The sequence below is a fragment of the Streptomyces sp. NPDC036764 genome (assembly GCF_055609385.1).
In genome coordinates this window covers 457,190-472,350 of the sequence record NZ_JBVJPT010000002.1, presented here as the reverse complement: position 1 = coordinate 472,350, position 15,161 = coordinate 457,190, and the positions used below count along the sequence as shown (strand labels likewise).

Here is a 15,161-nt window from a genome sequence, read left to right as displayed (position 1 = left end):
GGATGACGGGACAGGGGGTAGGCGACGGTTGCGCCCGCCCCGCCACGGGCGTCCCCGGCACCCCGCCCCACCACGGGCGCCCCCGGCACCCTGTCCCGCCACAGGCAACGCCCTACGCCTGCTCCTCGTCCGCGAGCCGCATCGAGTCGAGTGCTGTGGCCGGATCCTGCGCCGGTCCTCCCGCGGGCGTCCAGCGGCCCTGCTCTTTGCGGTAGGGCCACCAGCGTCCGTCCCGGCCGAGGCGCAGTTGTCCGGGCGCACCCACGACCGTCCACCGGTTGCCCTCGGCCCGCAGAGCCGGCCGATCCTCCTCGTCCCAGGCCGACTCCAGGGCGGCACGCGCGCGTGCGAGCACCTCGCCCTGAACGGTCCACTCCTCATCGAGCACGGACAGTGCGGCGACTCCTCCGAGGCTCCAGGCTCGTACGGCCGTCGCAAGCCCCTCCCGGCCGCGCCCCGAACCGTCGGTCAGCCGCTCGGCCACGCTCATGGCGGGGGATCCGGCAGCGAGGCGGACTACGTCCTGGTCGAGCCGCAACCCAGCTTCGGCCAGGTGCTGTTCCGGATCGATCCGCAGCGCATCCGCGAGCAGACGACGTGCCTCCACGGCGGTGCAGGCAGCCAGGAACTCCAGGGCGTCCGGGTCTACACCAGGTCCGGGAGGTGTCTCGGTGTCCAGGGTCGGCGGCGTTCCCGGCTCGGCGGGTAGCTCGGGGAGCGCGGGCAGCGGAGGCAGTATGTCGCCCATCGCATACGCCTCCGCGGCATCCACGCCCTCCGGCTCGGACTGCTCGGACCGATCGTTCGGCGCGGGTCGGCTCGTGCCTGTCGCCGCGCTGCGTGCCTGGAGGTCGTCCAGGAGGTCGCGCTCACCCCGCCCGCGCATCAGCAGCAGGATGAAGGGATCGTGGTCCAGCAGCCGTGCCACCTGATAGCAGAGGGCCGCCGTGTGCTCGCAGTGGTCCCAGGCGCCGCAGCCGCACTCCGGCTCCAGATCGCCCATGCCAGGCAGCAGTTCGATGCCCGTGGCCGCCGCGTCCTCCAGCAGATGCGGCGGCATCTCGCGGTCCAGCAGCGCCGCTACGTGCCCGGCCCTCTCCACGGCCATGTCCAGGAAACGGTCCCACTGGTCCGCGGTCAGCGCCTCCAGCAGCACGTCGGCCCGGTGCGCCGTACGGTCACGGCCCTGCACCACGGCTGTGATGCGTCCCGGGCGCACCGACACCGCACCGACCGATCCGGCGCGCGCGAGCCTGCGGCCGGCCTTGAGCTGGCCCAAGTCCAGCGCCGTCTCCTCCAGCGCCTTGAGCCAGGCCTGGCCCCACCACGTCTGCGCGAATCCCCTCCCGTGCGCGGGCGGCAACGCTGCGAACGTCCGCTCCAAGTCGGCGTCGTACCGATTCATCGCGTGCCCCCTCGCAGTTCCACCAGATCGGCCAACTCCGCGTCCGTCAGCTCCGTGAGCGCGGCCTCGCCGGCGCCCAGCACCGCGTCGGCCAGCTCCCGCTTGCGGATGAGCATGTCGGCGATGCGGTCCTCGATCGTTCCCTCGGCGATGAGCCGGTGCACCTGTACGGGCCGGGTCTGGCCGATGCGGTACGCGCGGTCGGTGGCCTGCGCCTCCACGGCGGGGTTCCACCAGCGGTCGTAGTGCACGACGTGTTCCGCGCGGGTGAGGTTCAGGCCGGTGCCGGCCGCCTTCAACGACAGCAGGAAGACGGGTACTTCGCCGTCCTGGAAGCGCCGCACCAATGCTTCGCGTTCGGCCACGGGCGTGCCGCCGTGCAGGAACTGCGAGGACACACCGCGTGCCGCCAGGTGCTGTTCGATGAGGCGTCCCATCTGCACGTACTGCGTGAAGACCAACACGCTCGCCTCCTCGGAGAGGATGGTGTCGAGCAGTTCGTCCAGCAGTTCCAGTTTTCCCGAGCGGTCGGCGATCCTCGGCCGCTCCTCCTTGAGGTACTGCGCAGGGTGGTTGCAGATCTGCTTCAGGCCGGTCAGGAGCTTCACGATCAGGCCGCGCCGGACCATGCTGTCCGCCGCTGAAATCTCGGCGAGCGTCTCGCGGACCACCGCTTCGTACAGGCCCGCCTGTTCCGCGGTGAGGGACACGGTGCGGTCGGTCTCGGTCTTCGGCGGGAGCTCCGGCGCGATGCCCGGGTCCGACTTGCGCCGGCGCAGCAGGAACGGGCCTACGAGCCGGGCGAGGCGTTCCGCGGCGGCCGGGTCGTGCCCACCCTCTACGGCCTGGGCGTAGCGCGCGCGGAAGGTGCCGAGACGGCCCAGCAGACCCGGGGTCGTCCAGTCGAGGATCGCCCACAGTTCGGAGAGGTTGTTCTCCACCGGGGTGCCGGTGAGCGCCACGCGTGCGCGTGCGCCGATCGAACGCAGCTCCCGCGCGGTCGACGAGTACGGGTTCTTCACATGCTGGGCCTCGTCCGCCACGACCATGCCCCAAGGCACCTCGGCCAGTCGGCGCGCGTCCATGCGCATCGTGCCGTACGTCGTGAGAACGAACTCCCCGTCCGCCACCGCGTCCAGGTCGCGCCGAGACCCGTGGAAGCGGCGCACGCGCGTGCCGGGCGCGAACTTCTCGATCTCGCGCTGCCAGTTGCCCATCAGGGACGTCGGACACACCACCAGCGTCGGGCCGGCGGACGAGGCGTCGGACTGCCGGTGAAGGTGTAATGCGATCAGCGTGATGGTCTTACCGAGGCCCATGTCGTCGGCCAGGCAGCAGCCCAGACCCAGGGACGTCATCCGGGCCAGCCAACTCAGTCCTCGCCGCTGGTAGTCCCGCAATGTGGCCGCGAGGGCGGCAGGCTGGTCCACCGGCTCCTGCCCCTCGGGGTCCGCGAGGCGCTCGCGCAGCGCCGCCAGCCAGCCCGTGGGCCGGACCTCGACCCGACGGCCGTCGACCTCGGTGGAGCCCGTCAGCGCGGCGCCGAGCGCGTCGATGGGCGTCAGTTTGTGATCCTGCTGCGCGCGGGCGCGGCGCACCTCCCGCGAGTCGACGAGGACCCACTGACCGCGCAGCCGCACCACGGGGCGGTTCGACTCCGCCAGTTGGTCCAGCTCCTCCCGCGTGAGCTGCCGGTCGCCCAGCGCGAACCGCCAGTTGAAGGCGAGCAGCGCGTCGGCGGACAGGAAGGACGGACCGTCCGAGGAGAGCCTGCCCGACCCTGACCCGAACTCGTCGTCCGGCGGACCGATCACCGCGCGGGCGGTCAGATCGCGTGCCAGTTGCTTCGGCCAGTGCACGTCAACGCCTGCTCCGCCGAGGGCCCGGGCGCCCTCCCTCAACAGGTCGGTCACCTCCTCGTCGGCCAGTTCCACGCAGTCCGGTACGGCCGCCGACAGCAAGGGCGTGAGCGGAGCCCACGCGCGGGCCGCGCGACGCAGCGCCAGCAGGGCATCCATCCGTGCGCGGGGGCCGAAGGCGCCGGATCCCGCCCACACGTCGGCGGCGTCCGCGACCAGGGTCGGGTCACTCACGCTGTGCACCTGGAGCACAGCGCGGAACGACAGTGCAGCCTTCGGCGCCGCCTCGGCGAGGCCGGGGACCTCGAGCCGCAGGGAGAGCCGTACGCCGGCGTCGTGACCCGCGGCGACGTCGGCGGCCCACGCGCGCAGCGCGGGCGCGTGCTGCGGTTCCTGCGCCGCGTAGGCGGGCCCACCCGTCACGAGCTCGGCCGCCGGGGAGCGGGGGAGTGCGTCGGCGACCGCGTCCAGGAAGGCCCGCAGCAGCCGCTCCGGATCCGGCAGCCGCAGGGGCTCCGGGCCATCCAGGGGGACTGCGTGCGCTTCGGGCGGCATGGCGGCGGCAAGAGCGCGGATGCGTTCCACGTCCTGCGGGCGAAGGGGACCGGCCCGCCAGGCGTCGTGGTCTTCCGGTGAGAGTCCTGGCAACAGCAGTCCACGCGCCGCGAATTGCAGGGCCAGCACGGCGGCGGAGCCCCAGAAGACGCCTGCTCGGGGCGCCTGCGTGCCAGTACGCGCACGCGTGAGGACGGGCAGGGCGGCACGCACCGGAAGCAGAACGGCCGGCACGCCCACCAGTTCCACACCGTCCTCGCAGGGCAGGACGACGTCCAGCTCCTCGACGGACCCGGACGCGACGAGCGGAACGGCGCCGCCGTCAGCGCGCCAGAAGGCGACCCGGCCGGTGCGCGCGGGGTCACCGGGTACGAAAACTGCACAGCAGCAGGCCAGTTCGGAGATCTCGGACGGTGTCGCCTCGGGAAGCCTGGGCACAGCTTTGCAGCACTCCTCAAATTTGACTACTCGGCTTGGAGTGGTCGAGGCTACAGCACTCGGCAGTCCGTCCGGCGCGGTGATCATGTGACCTGGGTCATGCTTGTTCGAGGTGGGTATTCCTCCTGTGCGGAGTCCGGGATGTCGGCCGCGCGCAGTCCTGGGCGTCGGCCGTGTGGAGAGCGGGCCGTGGACCGTCTGCCGACCGCATCTCGGCCGTCCCGGGACTCCGCGACCAGTAGGGGCCGCACCTCAGGGTCGTCTCAGGGTCGCGGCCCGGAACTGCCGGGAGCGCGGACCCGTTTTCAGGACAGAGAGCGGCAGTGGCCGCGAAGGAGGCGACGCACATGTCGAAGAACGCGAAGATCGCCGCGGGAGGTGTGGCGGCCGGTCTCATCCTGCTGATCTGGCTGCCGTGGTGGGCCGCACTCCTGATAGTCCTGGGAGTCCCGGCCGCCGCGTACCTCACGCTCGACCCGTCACAGCGGCGCAGGCTGCGCCGTGCCTCGCGCAAGGAGCTCGGTCGCTGACGGTCACCCGGCCGCCGGCGCGACAGGGGTGGACAGAGGGCATGAGTTGAGGACATCGCCGCTCGCGGGCCTGCCTACGGTGCGGTCCGCGGGCGGTCGCGTGCCCCGCTCCACCCAGGAGACCAGCGTGTCGAACGCCGACCGGTAGCAGGGCAGGATCGGCCGGAGCCGATCCGGGTAGGTGTCGTACAGCCCGTCGACGTGCGTGCCGCCCGCGATCGTGTAGTAGCGGTGGAGCGTGCCTCGCCCGTGCGCGTCGATCATGCGCGCGTACACGTCGGAGTCGGCCGCCTTCGGCAGCAGCGCGTCCAGATCACCGTGCAGCGTGATGAGCGGTCGGCCGATATGCCCGGTCAGAGCGACGCGGGCCACGGCACGGTGGACCGACGCGGGGCGCGACGCGTAGTCGTACGTGGCGTCGGACGCGCACGGCGCCAGGATCTGCGCCGGTGTGGTTCCGGCTGTCGGGCCGGGGCAGCCGGGGTCGTACGCCGGGTCGAACTCGGCGCGGTAGATCTTCTGGGTGACCCCCCAGTAGGCCCGCTCGTGGTACGGCCACAGGAACTCCGAGCCGCGCGCGAAGCCGGCCCCGTACAGGTCCTCGTCCCGGGCGGAGCCGAGCATGCGCGCCACCGCCGTGGGCAGGGAGGTGAGCAGGCTGGGGCCGTCCGTGGTCCAAAGGGCGCCTTCCCAGTCCACCCCGCCGTCGTACAGCTCGGGATGGTTCTCGAGCTGCCAGCGCGTCAGGTACCCGCCGTTGGAGATGCCGGTCATGTAGGTGCGACGGGGGGTGTGCCCGTAGCGCTGGGCCACCGCCTTGCGGGCGGCCCGGGTGAGCTGGGTGGTCCGCGCGTTCCACTCGGCGACCGCGTCACCGGGTCGCTTGCCGTCCCGGTAGAAGTCGGCACCGCTGTTGCCCTTGTCGGTCGCGGCGTAGGCGTAGCCCAGGGCGAGTACCTGGTCGGAGATCGCCGTGTCGGTGGCGTACTGCTTGCGGGTGCCCGGGGCGCCGGTGACGACGAGTCCGCCGTTCCACCGGTCCGGCAACCGGATCACGAACTGCGCGTCGTGCTGCCAGCCGTGTGTGGCGTTGAACCGGGAGGAGTCGGGGAAGTAGCCGTCGAGCTGGATCCCGGGAACGCCGACCGGGGTCCGGGTGCCGCGCGCCGTCAGCCCGGCCTGGTCGGCCATGTCGGTGTAGGGGGTGCCGGCGAGTGCGGTCGTCGTCAGATCCGGGAGGCAGGCGCTCTGCTGGAGGGCCGCGTCCGGCACCCGCACGCGGTCCTGGTGGGTGCAGTGCCCCTCGCCAACTGCCGTGGCAAATGCCGGAGTCGGTCCGCTCACGGCCGCGGCCAGCAGCGTGGCGGCGACGAACGGAACAGCACGGGACAGGCGCATGAGGGCCTCCTGGCAGAAGGGAGACGGAGCATCGGAAACGGCGGAACCGCGAAAGCTGCCTCATGGTGCGTGTCCGGTTCCGCGCCAGCCATGGGTTGGGCCCACATGGAACGCTGCCCTGAGGTGGGGTTTCGGGACAGGGGGCTGGAGGGGGTCGGCGGTGTTGCCGGGGTGAGCGTCGGCGCGTTCGCCGGGCTGCCCGGCCGTGGCCGCCCCGAACGCGACCCCGGCACGCGACCCGGGCACCCGCATGGCGGTGGTTCGGGGGCGGAGGTAAGGCTCGCTCGGCGGTCTCGCGCACGCCGGTCATCGCCGGCCGCTGGGGGTCACCGCTGGCCGCTCGGGTCATCGTCGGCCGCTACAGGTCACCGGCGGCCGCTGGGGGCGCCACCGGGCAGCGCCGGTGATCGGCCACGGGTGCCAGCCACGTGTCGCTGCCGTACGTGGCTCGTGGCCGCTGTCCGTCGCGCGTGACCGCCGTGCGCCGGGTCGGCGCGGCAGCACGCGTCGCTGCCGTCCCTCCAGGGCCTTCGAGGTGTGGGGTGGGCACCCGCCGGCACCCGCCGGCACCCGCCGGTGCGTCGCCCCGCGCGCGGGCTCAGATCGGGCGTACGGCCATCTTGTCCAGCGCTTCCAGGAGCCCCGGCAGCTCCGGTCCGCGGCCCACGGGCAGGACCTCGCCGGGTTCGTCGTCCAGGAGCACGAACGCGATGTCGTCGGTCCTGGCGACGAGCGACCAGCCCGGGCCGTCCGCGCGCAGGGTTCGTGCGTCGCCGGGGGCGAACGACGACCGGACGCGGCCGAGGGGCGGCGGGGAGTCGACGTACGCGCGTGCCTCCGCGAGGACTCGCAGGATGCCGCTGTGGCCGCCCGGCTTCTCGGCCTGCCCGGTCCCGGCCCGGTCACTCTTCGCGCCCGTGCCGGCGTTCGCGGGCTGCTCGCCCGCGCTCTCGCTTTCGCCCGCGCCCGAGTCCGCGCTCTCGCCCACGACCTCGGCGGCGTCCGGCGCACCGTCTCCCGTCGGCGCACCGTCCGCCGTCGACGAGCCACCCGGCACCGATGCTTCGCCTGCCGCCGAGGCGCCGCCCGCCGTCGACGATCCGCCCGGCGTAGCGAACTCGCTGTCGTCGATCTGGTCCCGCCAGGTCGCCCATTGCAGCGCGATCTCGTCCGCGCCCAGACGCCGTTGCGCCGGGCCCCACACGCTGGTGTCCGGTGGCGTCAGCGGCGGACCGTCCGCGATCTCGGGGCCGGGATCGTGCGGTGGCGGCACATTGGGCGCGGCGACGGCGACGGCCAGCGGCCAGCCGGGCAGAGCGGCGACGACCGTGCGTTCGTCGGGTGACAGGTCGTACTCCATGCCACAGTCCCAGGACGCGATGGCGACGGCGACCAGGGAGACGTCGTCGATGACGACGGTCCATCGAGCGCCGTCGCCGTCCTGGCCGAGGACCAGGCCGTAGCCGTCGGCGAGCGGCGCCATGCCGAGCGCCGCACAGGCCTCCGGATAGTCGTCGCCCAGCACGCTCGGGAACTTCGCCGGCGTCAGCAACACCGCCGTGAGCACGTAGAGCGCATCGTCCGCGGCGGCGACGGCCTCTTCGTCCGTCCCGGCCATCCCAGCCTCCCCATCGGTTCGTCCATCGGCGCGCACCCTAGTGCGACCGGAAGCCGCTTGTCACGACTCCCAGGCACACCCGGAGCTGCAGTTTTCCGGCCGGACGGGGCGAAACGCCCGTTATTTTGCCAACGCTGTCAGGCGGCCGGGAGCCCGAGAAGGGCTCGGGCCACGGTCTGCGGTGACTCATCGCGCTCCCGGGCGAGCGCGATCACGGCCCGGCACGCCAGCTCGTTCACCCCGAACGACAGGGCTTCCGGTGACACCCAGGCGGCCGCCTCGTCGATCTGATCCTGGTTGTCCTCCGCGCAGGCCGACACGTAGACCGCGGCGGCTTCGAACAGGTTGTGCGTGTGCCTGTCGTGGCCGGTCTCCGGCTCCGCGCGAAAGGCATGCACGAATCCCACCCACGACTTGCGCACCCTGCCCCACATATTGACCACCTTCCCCCTCTTTGTGGTGCCCTTGTTGATCGTTCATCTCATGCTAATCAACGTAGAGTTGGAGCCTCGGCGGCAGAAGGGGGACGACGCGGTGAAGGGCTCGCAGCGGCTCGAATGCCGCGCGCGGGAGGTCGCCCTGACGGTCTCTCCGTGCTCGTGAGCCCTCTCGCGCCTCTGCTGCCCATCTCGTGCTCAGTCGTCGAGTGACGCGATCGTTTCGCGCAGCCAGGTGAGCTCGGCCCGGGACGTGGCCCGCGCGATGGTCAGAATGCCGCGCCGGAAGGGATCGTCCAGTTCCTCGGCGCCCAGCGGTCGGTCGCCGTCGTAGAAGAAGCTCGCGGGCTCCTCCAGGAAGGCCAGCCGGCGCCGCAGTACGGCGGACTGGGCGGCCGGGTCCTCCAGGTGCCGGAGGAACGCGAGCACCGTGAACCAGCGGTTCTCGTCGCTGATGTCACGCGGGTCGGGTTCGGCAAGCCGACGGCGCAGTTCCCGGCGGCCGTCCTCGGTCAGGGTCAGCACATGCCGCGGGGCGGCCACTGATCCGGGCTCCGTGGTCCGGGCCAGCAGGTCCGCCCTCTCCAGTCGCTTGATCGCGGGGTACAGCGTGCTCTCGGCGACCGGCTTCACGTGCCCGGTCAGGGCTGCGATGCGTTTGCGCAGCTCGTAGCCATGGAGCGGGGTGTCGTGAAGGAAGCCGAGGATGGCGAGCTCAAGCATGCCCACATTGTTGCCCGGATCCGCTGTATATCGAAAGTCAGGTACATCGAAAACTTGATACCTCGATACCGATGTATATAGTCGTGAGTCGAACACGACACCATGGGGGCGCAATGAGGCAGGCCGAATTCGACGGCAAGGGCGGCTGTATCCGCTGGACGGAGACAGAGACGGCGGCCTTGGAGACCAAGGCGTCCGAACAGGGCCCCGCGCGCGTGTACGTGCACGGGCTGGGATCGATTTCCTCCGTGTACCACGCCCACATCGCGGCAAGGCCCGAACTGGCCGGCCGCCGGAGCCTGTTCGTGGACCTGCCGGGGCACGGCATCAGCGACCGGCCGGAGCACTTCGGCTACACCCTGGAGGATCACGCCGACGCGCTGGCGGCGGCCATGGACGCGGCGACGGTGAGGGACGCCGAACTGATCGCGCACAGCATGGGAGGTTCCGTGGCCATCGTGCTGGCAGATCGCCGGCCCGACCTCGTCTCCCGTCTGGTCCTCACCGAGGCCAACCTCGACGCCTCGCCCCCGCCTGCCGCGGGGAGCGCATGGATCACGGCCTATGCCGAGGACGACTTCGTCGGAGGGGCGTACGCGCGCGTGCTGGAAGCGGTCGGACCCCTGTGGGCGGCGACCATGCGGCTCGCCGACCCGCGCGCCCTGCACCGTAGCGCCGTCGGGCTGAGGCGTGGCTCCGAGCCGATCATGCGCGACATCCTCGAAGGGCTGTCGATCGACCGCGTCTACCTTCAGGGCGAGCTCAGCGGTGAACTCCCCGGCAGGGAAGCCCTGGAGGCGGCAGGCGTACGCGTGGTGACCGTGCCCGGCGCCGGCCACAACGTCATGTTCGACAACCCCGACGCCTTCGCGGCTGCCGTCGCCGGGTGGACGTGAGCCGGCGCGGGCGTCGCCGGACGGACCTGAGCCGTCACGCCTTCGCGGCAGCCGCCCCGGGTTGGACCTGAGCCGTCACGCCTTCGCGGCAGCCGCCCCAGGCCGGACTGAGCCGTTACGTCTCCCGGCGCGGCCGTCGACGCCGGGCCCGTGCCGTCATGCCTCCCGTACGGCCAGGGCCAGGAAGCGGTCGGCCTCGTCGACGTACGACGTCATGCGCCACCCCGAACCGGCCAGCAGTGGCCGGAGGTTGGGCTCGGCGCGAAGGTCCTCGGGTGTGATCTGCCGACCCTGGCGTGCCGCGAGTGCCGCCCTGCCGATCGGGTGGAAGAGCGCGAGCACGCCGCCGGGGCGCACCACGCGGGCCAGCTCCCGCAAGTTCTCGGCGGGGTTGGGCAGGTGCGCGATGAGGCCGGCCGCGAACACGGCGTCGAGCGACTCCGACCGCACCGGCAGGGCGGACACGTCGGCGAGCAGCAACTGTCCGTCCGCACCGCGTCCGGCCCGCACGGCGGCTTCCAGCATGGCCGGGGTGAGATCGGCCCCCAGGACCACTCCCGTGGGCCCCACGGCGGCACGCAGCGGTGGCAGGGCGCGCCCGGTGCCGCATCCCGCGTCGAGCACGCGAGCCCCCTCGCGCAGCGCGAGCTCGGCGACCGCGGCCGCGTAGGCGGGCCCGTCGTCGGGGAACCGGCTGTCCCAGTCGGCGGCGCGGGCGGTGAAGAACTCCTGCACGTGTGTGTGGTCGTCGCTCATGCTCCGCATGATCCCTCACCGGCACGGATGACGCCGCTGTGCACACGTTCGAGCGTGACGCGGTCGTTCCGGTGCATCACCACGTCATATTCCAACAGCTTTCGAAATGCGCCCCCCTCGTGCGCCCTTGCTCCGACTAGCGTCCCGGGGCCATGGGACACCTGGACCATGCCGCCCTCGGCTGGCTGACACCCGTGCTGTCGTATGTGATGGCCTGCACCGGCGCCGCGCTCGGCCTGCGCTGTACCGTCCGCGCGCTCGACGCCACCGGCCGCTCGCGCCGCAACTGGCTGGTCACCGCCGCCTCGGCGATCGGCACCGGCATCTGGACCATGCACTTCGTGGCCATGCTGGGCTTCAGCGTCAGCGGCACCGACATCCGCTACGACGTGCCGCTCACCATCCTGAGCCTGCTCGTCGCCATGCTCGTCGTATGTGCCGGCGTCTTCGCCGTCGGTTTCAGCCGTGACCGTACGCGCGCGCTCTTCCTGGGCGGGCTCACCACCGGGCTCGGCGTCGCGAGCATGCACTACCTGGGGATGGCCGCCGTGCGACTCCACGGCGACGTCACCTACGACCCGCTGCTCGTCGGGCTCTCCGTGCTGATCGCCGTGGTCGCGGCGACGGCGGCCCTGTGGGCTGCGCTCAACATTAAGTCGCCCGTCGCCGTCACCATCGCCTCGTTGATCATGGGCGCCGCGGTCAGCAGCATGCACTACACCGGCATGTTCGCGGTCGGCGTCGACGTCACACCGTCCGACGAGGTCCTGCCCGGGGCCACGGCGATGCAGTTCATCTTCCCCCTCGCCGTCGGCCTCGGGTCCTACCTCTTCCTGACGTCCGCCTTCGTCGCGCTGTCACCCGCCACGGGGGAGCGGGAAGCGTCCGCGTCGGCCCAGCGGTCGGCCGAGAGCGTCGTCGGCTAGCGCCGGACCCGGACGGGCGAGGGCCCGGGAAGCACGCCCCCGAACCACTTCAGAGCGAGGAGGCCATGCGCACACCCCGCAGGACCACCGCAGCCGGCGCCGACACGCCGTCCACGCCGCCGGTGCGCGGCCGCCGAGCCCATGCCGGACCGCCGGCCGACGAAGGGCCTGCACAGGCCCCGGGTGCACCGCAGGACGACCCGCCCGAGCCCTCCACGCGCGTGCAGGGCTGGCGGATACGGCCGCGCACCGTCCGCGCCAAGATCATTTGTCTGCTCATGGTGCCCGTCGTTTCCCTGCTGGCCCTGTGGGCCTACGCCACCGTCACGACGGCGCAGGACGTCGCCAGGCTGCGCCAGTTGCAGCGCGTCGACTCCGAGATCAGGGAGCCCGTCGCGGTCGCCGTGAGCGCCCTTCAGGCCGAACGCGCGGCCGCCGTGCGCTACGCGACCGCTCCGTCCGCCGGACGGAGCGACGAGTTGAGGAAGCGCGCGCAGGACACGGACAGGGCCGTTGCCCGGCTGCGGCTCGGGGACCGCAACACCGTCGCCGACAGCGGAGAGTTCCCCACCGGAGTGGCCGGGCGACTCAAGGAGTTCGTCAGCGGCGCGGAGCAGCTAAAGGCCGTGCGAAGTGCAGCGCTCGACCGCCGTTCGGGGTGGGACGAGGTCTACGGGCGATACACCGCGACGATCGCCACCGCGTTCTCGGTGGACGGCGCACTCTCCGGCATCCAGGACGCCGAGCTCGGCTCGGACGCGCGCGTGCTGCTCGAATTCGCCCGCGCGGGTGAAGCGTTGGCCCGCGAGGACGTGGTGCTGGACAGCGCACGCCTCGCCGGACGCGTCGACGGAGAGCGGCTGCGGCTGTTCACCGGCGCCGTCGACACCCGTCGTACGCTCACCGAATCCGCCGTCGCGGACCTGCGCGGCCCGGAAAGCGCAGCCTGGCAGAGCATCGCAGCCGGCGGCGACTACGCGAGCCTGGCGGCCGTCGAGGACGGGGTCCTCGCCGCGGCACCGGGCGCGAAAGCGATCGACGCGGCGACGGACACCGACTGGAACAAGGCACACGCACGCGTGCAGGGCGCCATGCGGGCCATCGAGCGGGACGCCGGGCACGATGTCGCCGAGCGTGCCGACCCGTTCGCCCGCGGCCTGCTCACCCCGGCCGGGGCCGCCGTACTCCTCGGCCTGGTGGCTGTCGCCGCCTCGCTCGTGATCTCCGTACGTATCGGCCGAGGCCTCGTCGTCGAGCTGGTGAGCCTGCGAAACAGCGCCCTTGAGATCGCCCGGCGCAAACTCCCCGAGGCCATGCGGAAGCTGCGCGCCGGTGAGGAGATCGACATCCGTGCCGAGGCGCCGCCCGGACCACCCGCCGAGGACGAGGCGGGGCAGGTCGGCGAGGCCCTCGGCACTGTGCACCGCGCCGCCCTCAGAGCGGCCGTGGAGCGCGCCGAACTCGCCAGCGGCATCTCCGGGGTCTTCGTCAACCTCGCCCGTCGCAGCCAGGTGCTCGTACACCGTCAACTCAGCCTGCTGGACAGCATGGAGCGGCGCTCCGACGACCCGAACGAACTCAGCGACCTCTTCCGGCTCGACCACCTCACCACGCGTATGCGACGGCACGCCGAGAGCCTGATCATCCTCTCCGGGGCGGCGCCCGGACGGGCCTGGCGGATTCCGGTCTCGCTGACCGACGTGGTGCGCGCGGCCGTCTCCGAAGTCGAGGACTACGCGCGCGTGGAGGTACGTCAGCTCCCCGAGGTGTCCGTGATCGGCGCGGCCGTCGCCGACGTCACCCACCTGCTCGCCGAACTCGTCGAGAACGGCGCCCAGTTCTCGCCTCCCCACACGCGCGTGCGCATCGTCGGCGAGCCCGTCGGCAACGGATACGCCGTCGAGGTCGAGGACCGCGGGCTCGGCATGGGCAAGGAGACCCTGGCGGAGGCCAACCGGCGCATCGAACAGTCCGAGGCGCTCGACCTGTTCGACAGTGACCGCCTCGGCCTCTTCGTGGTCAGCAGGCTCGCGGCCCGGCACGGCATCAAGGTGCACCTGCGCACCTCGCCCTACGGCGGCACCACCGCCGTCGTCCTGCTGCCCACGGCCCTGCTGCACAGCGCCTCGGCGGAACGTTCCCTCGACGCCGCGGCGGACGCCCAGCGGCCGACAGGGACCGAGCACGCGCGCGTGCCCGCTCCCCAGCGGCACCAGGACCCCGTCCACGCGGTCGCCGACCGGCCGGCGCTGACGCCGTCCGCGACGGCAGGGACAGCCGCGACGGCCACGCCGGCCGCGACGGAGACCAGGAACCACACCGCACCCCCCGGAGTCACCACCTTGAGACTGCACCGGCCGCCCCACGACTCCGAAGCCTCCGACGACCTCCCCCGCCGCGTACGCCAGGCGAACCTCGCTCCCCAGTTGCGCGAGGGACGCTCCGCGGAACAGCCGGGAGCAACCGCCTCCCACGACGACGACCGGCGCACCCCCGACCTCGTCAGGGACCGCATGGTGGCCTACCGCGACGGCTGGGCGCGCGGCGGTGGCAGGCAGCCCGGTCGAGGCGACCCCGAATCCGCACCGCGCGGCGACAGCAGCAGTGAAGGAGACCCCGCATGATCCAGGATCCGAGCATGAGAGCGGCCGAGGGGGTCCCCCCGATCGAGCGAAGCCGAGAGTGGGGGAGGTCCCGCGAACTCGACTGGCTGCTGGACGACTTGGTGCAACGCGTGAGCGAGGTGCGGCACGCCGTGGTGCTGTCCAACGACGGACTCGCCGTCGGCGCGTCCACCGATCTGCGCCGCGAGGACGCCGAGCATCTCGCCGCGGTCGCCTCCGGCTTCCACAGCCTGGCCAAGGGCGCGGGCCGGCACTTCGGCGCCGGTGGGGTCCGCCAGACGATGGTGGAGATGGACGACGCCTTCCTGTTCGTCGCCGCGGCGGGCGACGGGTCCTGCATCGCCGTGCTCAGCGCCGTGACCGCCGACATCGGGCTGGTGGCGTACGAGATGGCACGCCTGGTCAAGCGGGTCGGTGAACACCTCTACACACCTCCGCGAGCCGCCGCGCGACCACCCGCCGCGCGATGAGCAGGAAGGGCGGTCCGGCGCAGATGAACGACGACACGACGACCTCCCGGCACGAGCAGGGCAGCCAGTGGTACGACGGCGAAGCCGGGCCTCTGGTCCGCCCGTACGCCATGACGGGCGGACGCACCGAACCCGGCCCCGCCGGGGTGCGTTTCGACCTGATCGCCCTCGTCACGTTGGCCGGCAGCGCGCGCGGCACCGACGACGACAGCACGCTCGGGCCGGAACACCGGGCCCTTATCGAGCTGTGTCGACCGGAGACGCAGTCGGTCGCCGAACTCGCCGCAGGCGCCGATCTCCCCGTGGGCGTCGTCAGGGTGCTTCTAGGCGACCTCATGGAGCGGGGCCGCGTCACCGTTAGCCGCCCGGTACCGCCCGCGCAGCTTCCCGACGAACGGATCCTGCGCGAGGTGATCGAAGGACTGCGAGCGCTGTAGACGAGATGGCAGGGCCCCGTGATGGAGATTTCCGAACGAGCCGTTCCCGTGAGACGTCACTCGTGCACCCGTACGGGCATCGAACGGGA

13 protein-coding genes are annotated in these 15,161 nt (G+C 72.2%); 6 read left to right on the top strand and 7 right to left on the bottom strand.

The features are described from left to right. Positions 1-112: 112 nt before the first annotated feature. Positions 113-1,405 carry an SWIM zinc finger family protein gene (locus tag ACZ69Q_RS13630; RefSeq protein ID WP_471041148.1) on the bottom strand — a complete coding sequence of 431 codons (1,293 nt, stop codon included), beginning with the start codon at positions 1,403-1,405 and terminating at the stop codon, positions 113-115. Next, positions 1,402-4,257 carry a DEAD/DEAH box helicase gene (locus tag ACZ69Q_RS13625; protein WP_471041146.1) on the bottom strand — a complete coding sequence of 952 codons (2,856 nt, stop codon included), beginning with the start codon at positions 4,255-4,257 and terminating at the stop codon, positions 1,402-1,404. Before ACZ69Q_RS13625 ends, ACZ69Q_RS13630 begins: the two co-directional genes overlap by 4 nt. A 347-nt stretch (positions 4,258-4,604) precedes the next feature. Between ACZ69Q_RS13625 and ACZ69Q_RS13620 the strand changes: the two genes are divergently transcribed. Beyond that, on the top strand, positions 4,605-4,787 hold the full coding sequence (locus ACZ69Q_RS13620) for a hypothetical protein (protein ID WP_471041145.1): 183 nt from the start codon (positions 4,605-4,607) through the stop codon (positions 4,785-4,787). 3 nt (positions 4,788-4,790) lie between these two features. Here ACZ69Q_RS13620 and ACZ69Q_RS13615 read toward each other — a convergent pair whose 3' ends face one another. The 4 genes from ACZ69Q_RS13615 to ACZ69Q_RS13600 all read right to left on the bottom strand — a co-directional run bounded on the left by ACZ69Q_RS13615 (position 4,791) and on the right by ACZ69Q_RS13600 (position 8,963). Beyond that, complete coding sequence (locus ACZ69Q_RS13615) at positions 4,791-6,185, bottom strand: tannase/feruloyl esterase family alpha/beta hydrolase (RefSeq protein WP_471041143.1); 1,395 nt, start codon at positions 6,183-6,185, stop codon at positions 4,791-4,793. 598 nt (positions 6,186-6,783) lie between these two features. Further along, entirely contained in the window at positions 6,784-7,803 is a 1,020-nt protein-coding gene (locus ACZ69Q_RS13610; protein ID WP_471041141.1) for a hypothetical protein, read from the bottom strand. 137 nt (positions 7,804-7,940) lie between these two features. Further along, positions 7,941-8,237: a hypothetical protein gene (locus ACZ69Q_RS13605; RefSeq protein WP_471041139.1), complete on the bottom strand. Its 297-nt coding sequence runs from the start codon at positions 8,235-8,237 to the stop codon at positions 7,941-7,943. 201 nt (positions 8,238-8,438) lie between these two features. Next, the gene (locus tag ACZ69Q_RS13600; RefSeq protein WP_471041137.1) at positions 8,439-8,963 is read right to left on the bottom strand and encodes a PadR family transcriptional regulator; all 525 of its coding nucleotides are present in this window, start codon (positions 8,961-8,963) and stop codon (positions 8,439-8,441) included. 113 nt (positions 8,964-9,076) lie between these two features. On the opposite strand from ACZ69Q_RS13600, the gene ACZ69Q_RS13595 reads away from it, so the two are divergent. Next, on the top strand, positions 9,077-9,859 hold the full coding sequence (locus tag ACZ69Q_RS13595) for an alpha/beta fold hydrolase (RefSeq protein WP_471041136.1): 783 nt from the start codon (positions 9,077-9,079) through the stop codon (positions 9,857-9,859). Between the two features lie 156 nt (positions 9,860-10,015). On the opposite strand, the gene ACZ69Q_RS13590 is transcribed toward ACZ69Q_RS13595, so the two are convergent. Continuing rightward, entirely contained in the window at positions 10,016-10,615 is a 600-nt protein-coding gene (locus tag ACZ69Q_RS13590; RefSeq protein ID WP_471041135.1) for a class I SAM-dependent methyltransferase, read from the bottom strand. Between the two features lie 152 nt (positions 10,616-10,767). Between ACZ69Q_RS13590 and ACZ69Q_RS13585 the strand changes: the two genes are divergently transcribed. From ACZ69Q_RS13585 to ACZ69Q_RS13570, 4 genes are all read left to right on the top strand, one after another. Next, positions 10,768-11,541: an MHYT domain-containing protein gene (locus ACZ69Q_RS13585; protein ID WP_471041134.1), complete on the top strand. Its 774-nt coding sequence runs from the start codon at positions 10,768-10,770 to the stop codon at positions 11,539-11,541. 65 nt (positions 11,542-11,606) lie between these two features. Further along, positions 11,607-14,165: a sensor histidine kinase gene (locus tag ACZ69Q_RS13580; RefSeq protein WP_471041132.1), complete on the top strand. Its 2,559-nt coding sequence runs from the start codon at positions 11,607-11,609 to the stop codon at positions 14,163-14,165. Continuing rightward, positions 14,162-14,635, top strand: a complete 474-nt coding sequence (locus ACZ69Q_RS13575; protein WP_471041130.1) for a roadblock/LC7 domain-containing protein — start codon at positions 14,162-14,164, stop codon at positions 14,633-14,635. The genes ACZ69Q_RS13580 and ACZ69Q_RS13575 overlap by 4 nt, the downstream gene beginning before the upstream one ends. 23 nt (positions 14,636-14,658) lie before the next feature. Further along, entirely contained in the window at positions 14,659-15,072 is a 414-nt protein-coding gene (locus tag ACZ69Q_RS13570; protein ID WP_471041541.1) for a DUF742 domain-containing protein, read from the top strand. Positions 15,073-15,161 lie beyond the last annotated feature (89 nt).

Coding starts and splice junctions, on each gene's coding strand:
- ACZ69Q_RS13600 (WP_471041137.1), bottom strand. CDS start 8,963: ATGCTTGAGCTCGCCATCCTCGGCTTCCTTCACGACACCCCGCTCCAT.
- ACZ69Q_RS13605 (WP_471041139.1), bottom strand. CDS start 8,237: ATGTGGGGCAGGGTGCGCAAGTCGTGGGTGGGATTCGTGCATGCCTTT.
- ACZ69Q_RS13580 (WP_471041132.1), top strand. CDS start 11,607: ATGCGCACACCCCGCAGGACCACCGCAGCCGGCGCCGACACGCCGTCC.
- ACZ69Q_RS13590 (WP_471041135.1), bottom strand. CDS start 10,615: ATGAGCGACGACCACACACACGTGCAGGAGTTCTTCACCGCCCGCGCC.
- ACZ69Q_RS13575 (WP_471041130.1), top strand. CDS start 14,162: ATGATCCAGGATCCGAGCATGAGAGCGGCCGAGGGGGTCCCCCCGATC.
- ACZ69Q_RS13630 (WP_471041148.1), bottom strand. CDS start 1,405: ATGAATCGGTACGACGCCGACTTGGAGCGGACGTTCGCAGCGTTGCCG.
- ACZ69Q_RS13610 (WP_471041141.1), bottom strand. CDS start 7,803: ATGGCCGGGACGGACGAAGAGGCCGTCGCCGCCGCGGACGATGCGCTC.
- ACZ69Q_RS13595 (WP_471041136.1), top strand. CDS start 9,077: ATGAGGCAGGCCGAATTCGACGGCAAGGGCGGCTGTATCCGCTGGACG.
- ACZ69Q_RS13585 (WP_471041134.1), top strand. CDS start 10,768: ATGGGACACCTGGACCATGCCGCCCTCGGCTGGCTGACACCCGTGCTG.
- ACZ69Q_RS13570 (WP_471041541.1), top strand. CDS start 14,659: ATGAACGACGACACGACGACCTCCCGGCACGAGCAGGGCAGCCAGTGG.
- ACZ69Q_RS13615 (WP_471041143.1), bottom strand. CDS start 6,185: ATGCGCCTGTCCCGTGCTGTTCCGTTCGTCGCCGCCACGCTGCTGGCC.
- ACZ69Q_RS13620 (WP_471041145.1), top strand. CDS start 4,605: ATGTCGAAGAACGCGAAGATCGCCGCGGGAGGTGTGGCGGCCGGTCTC.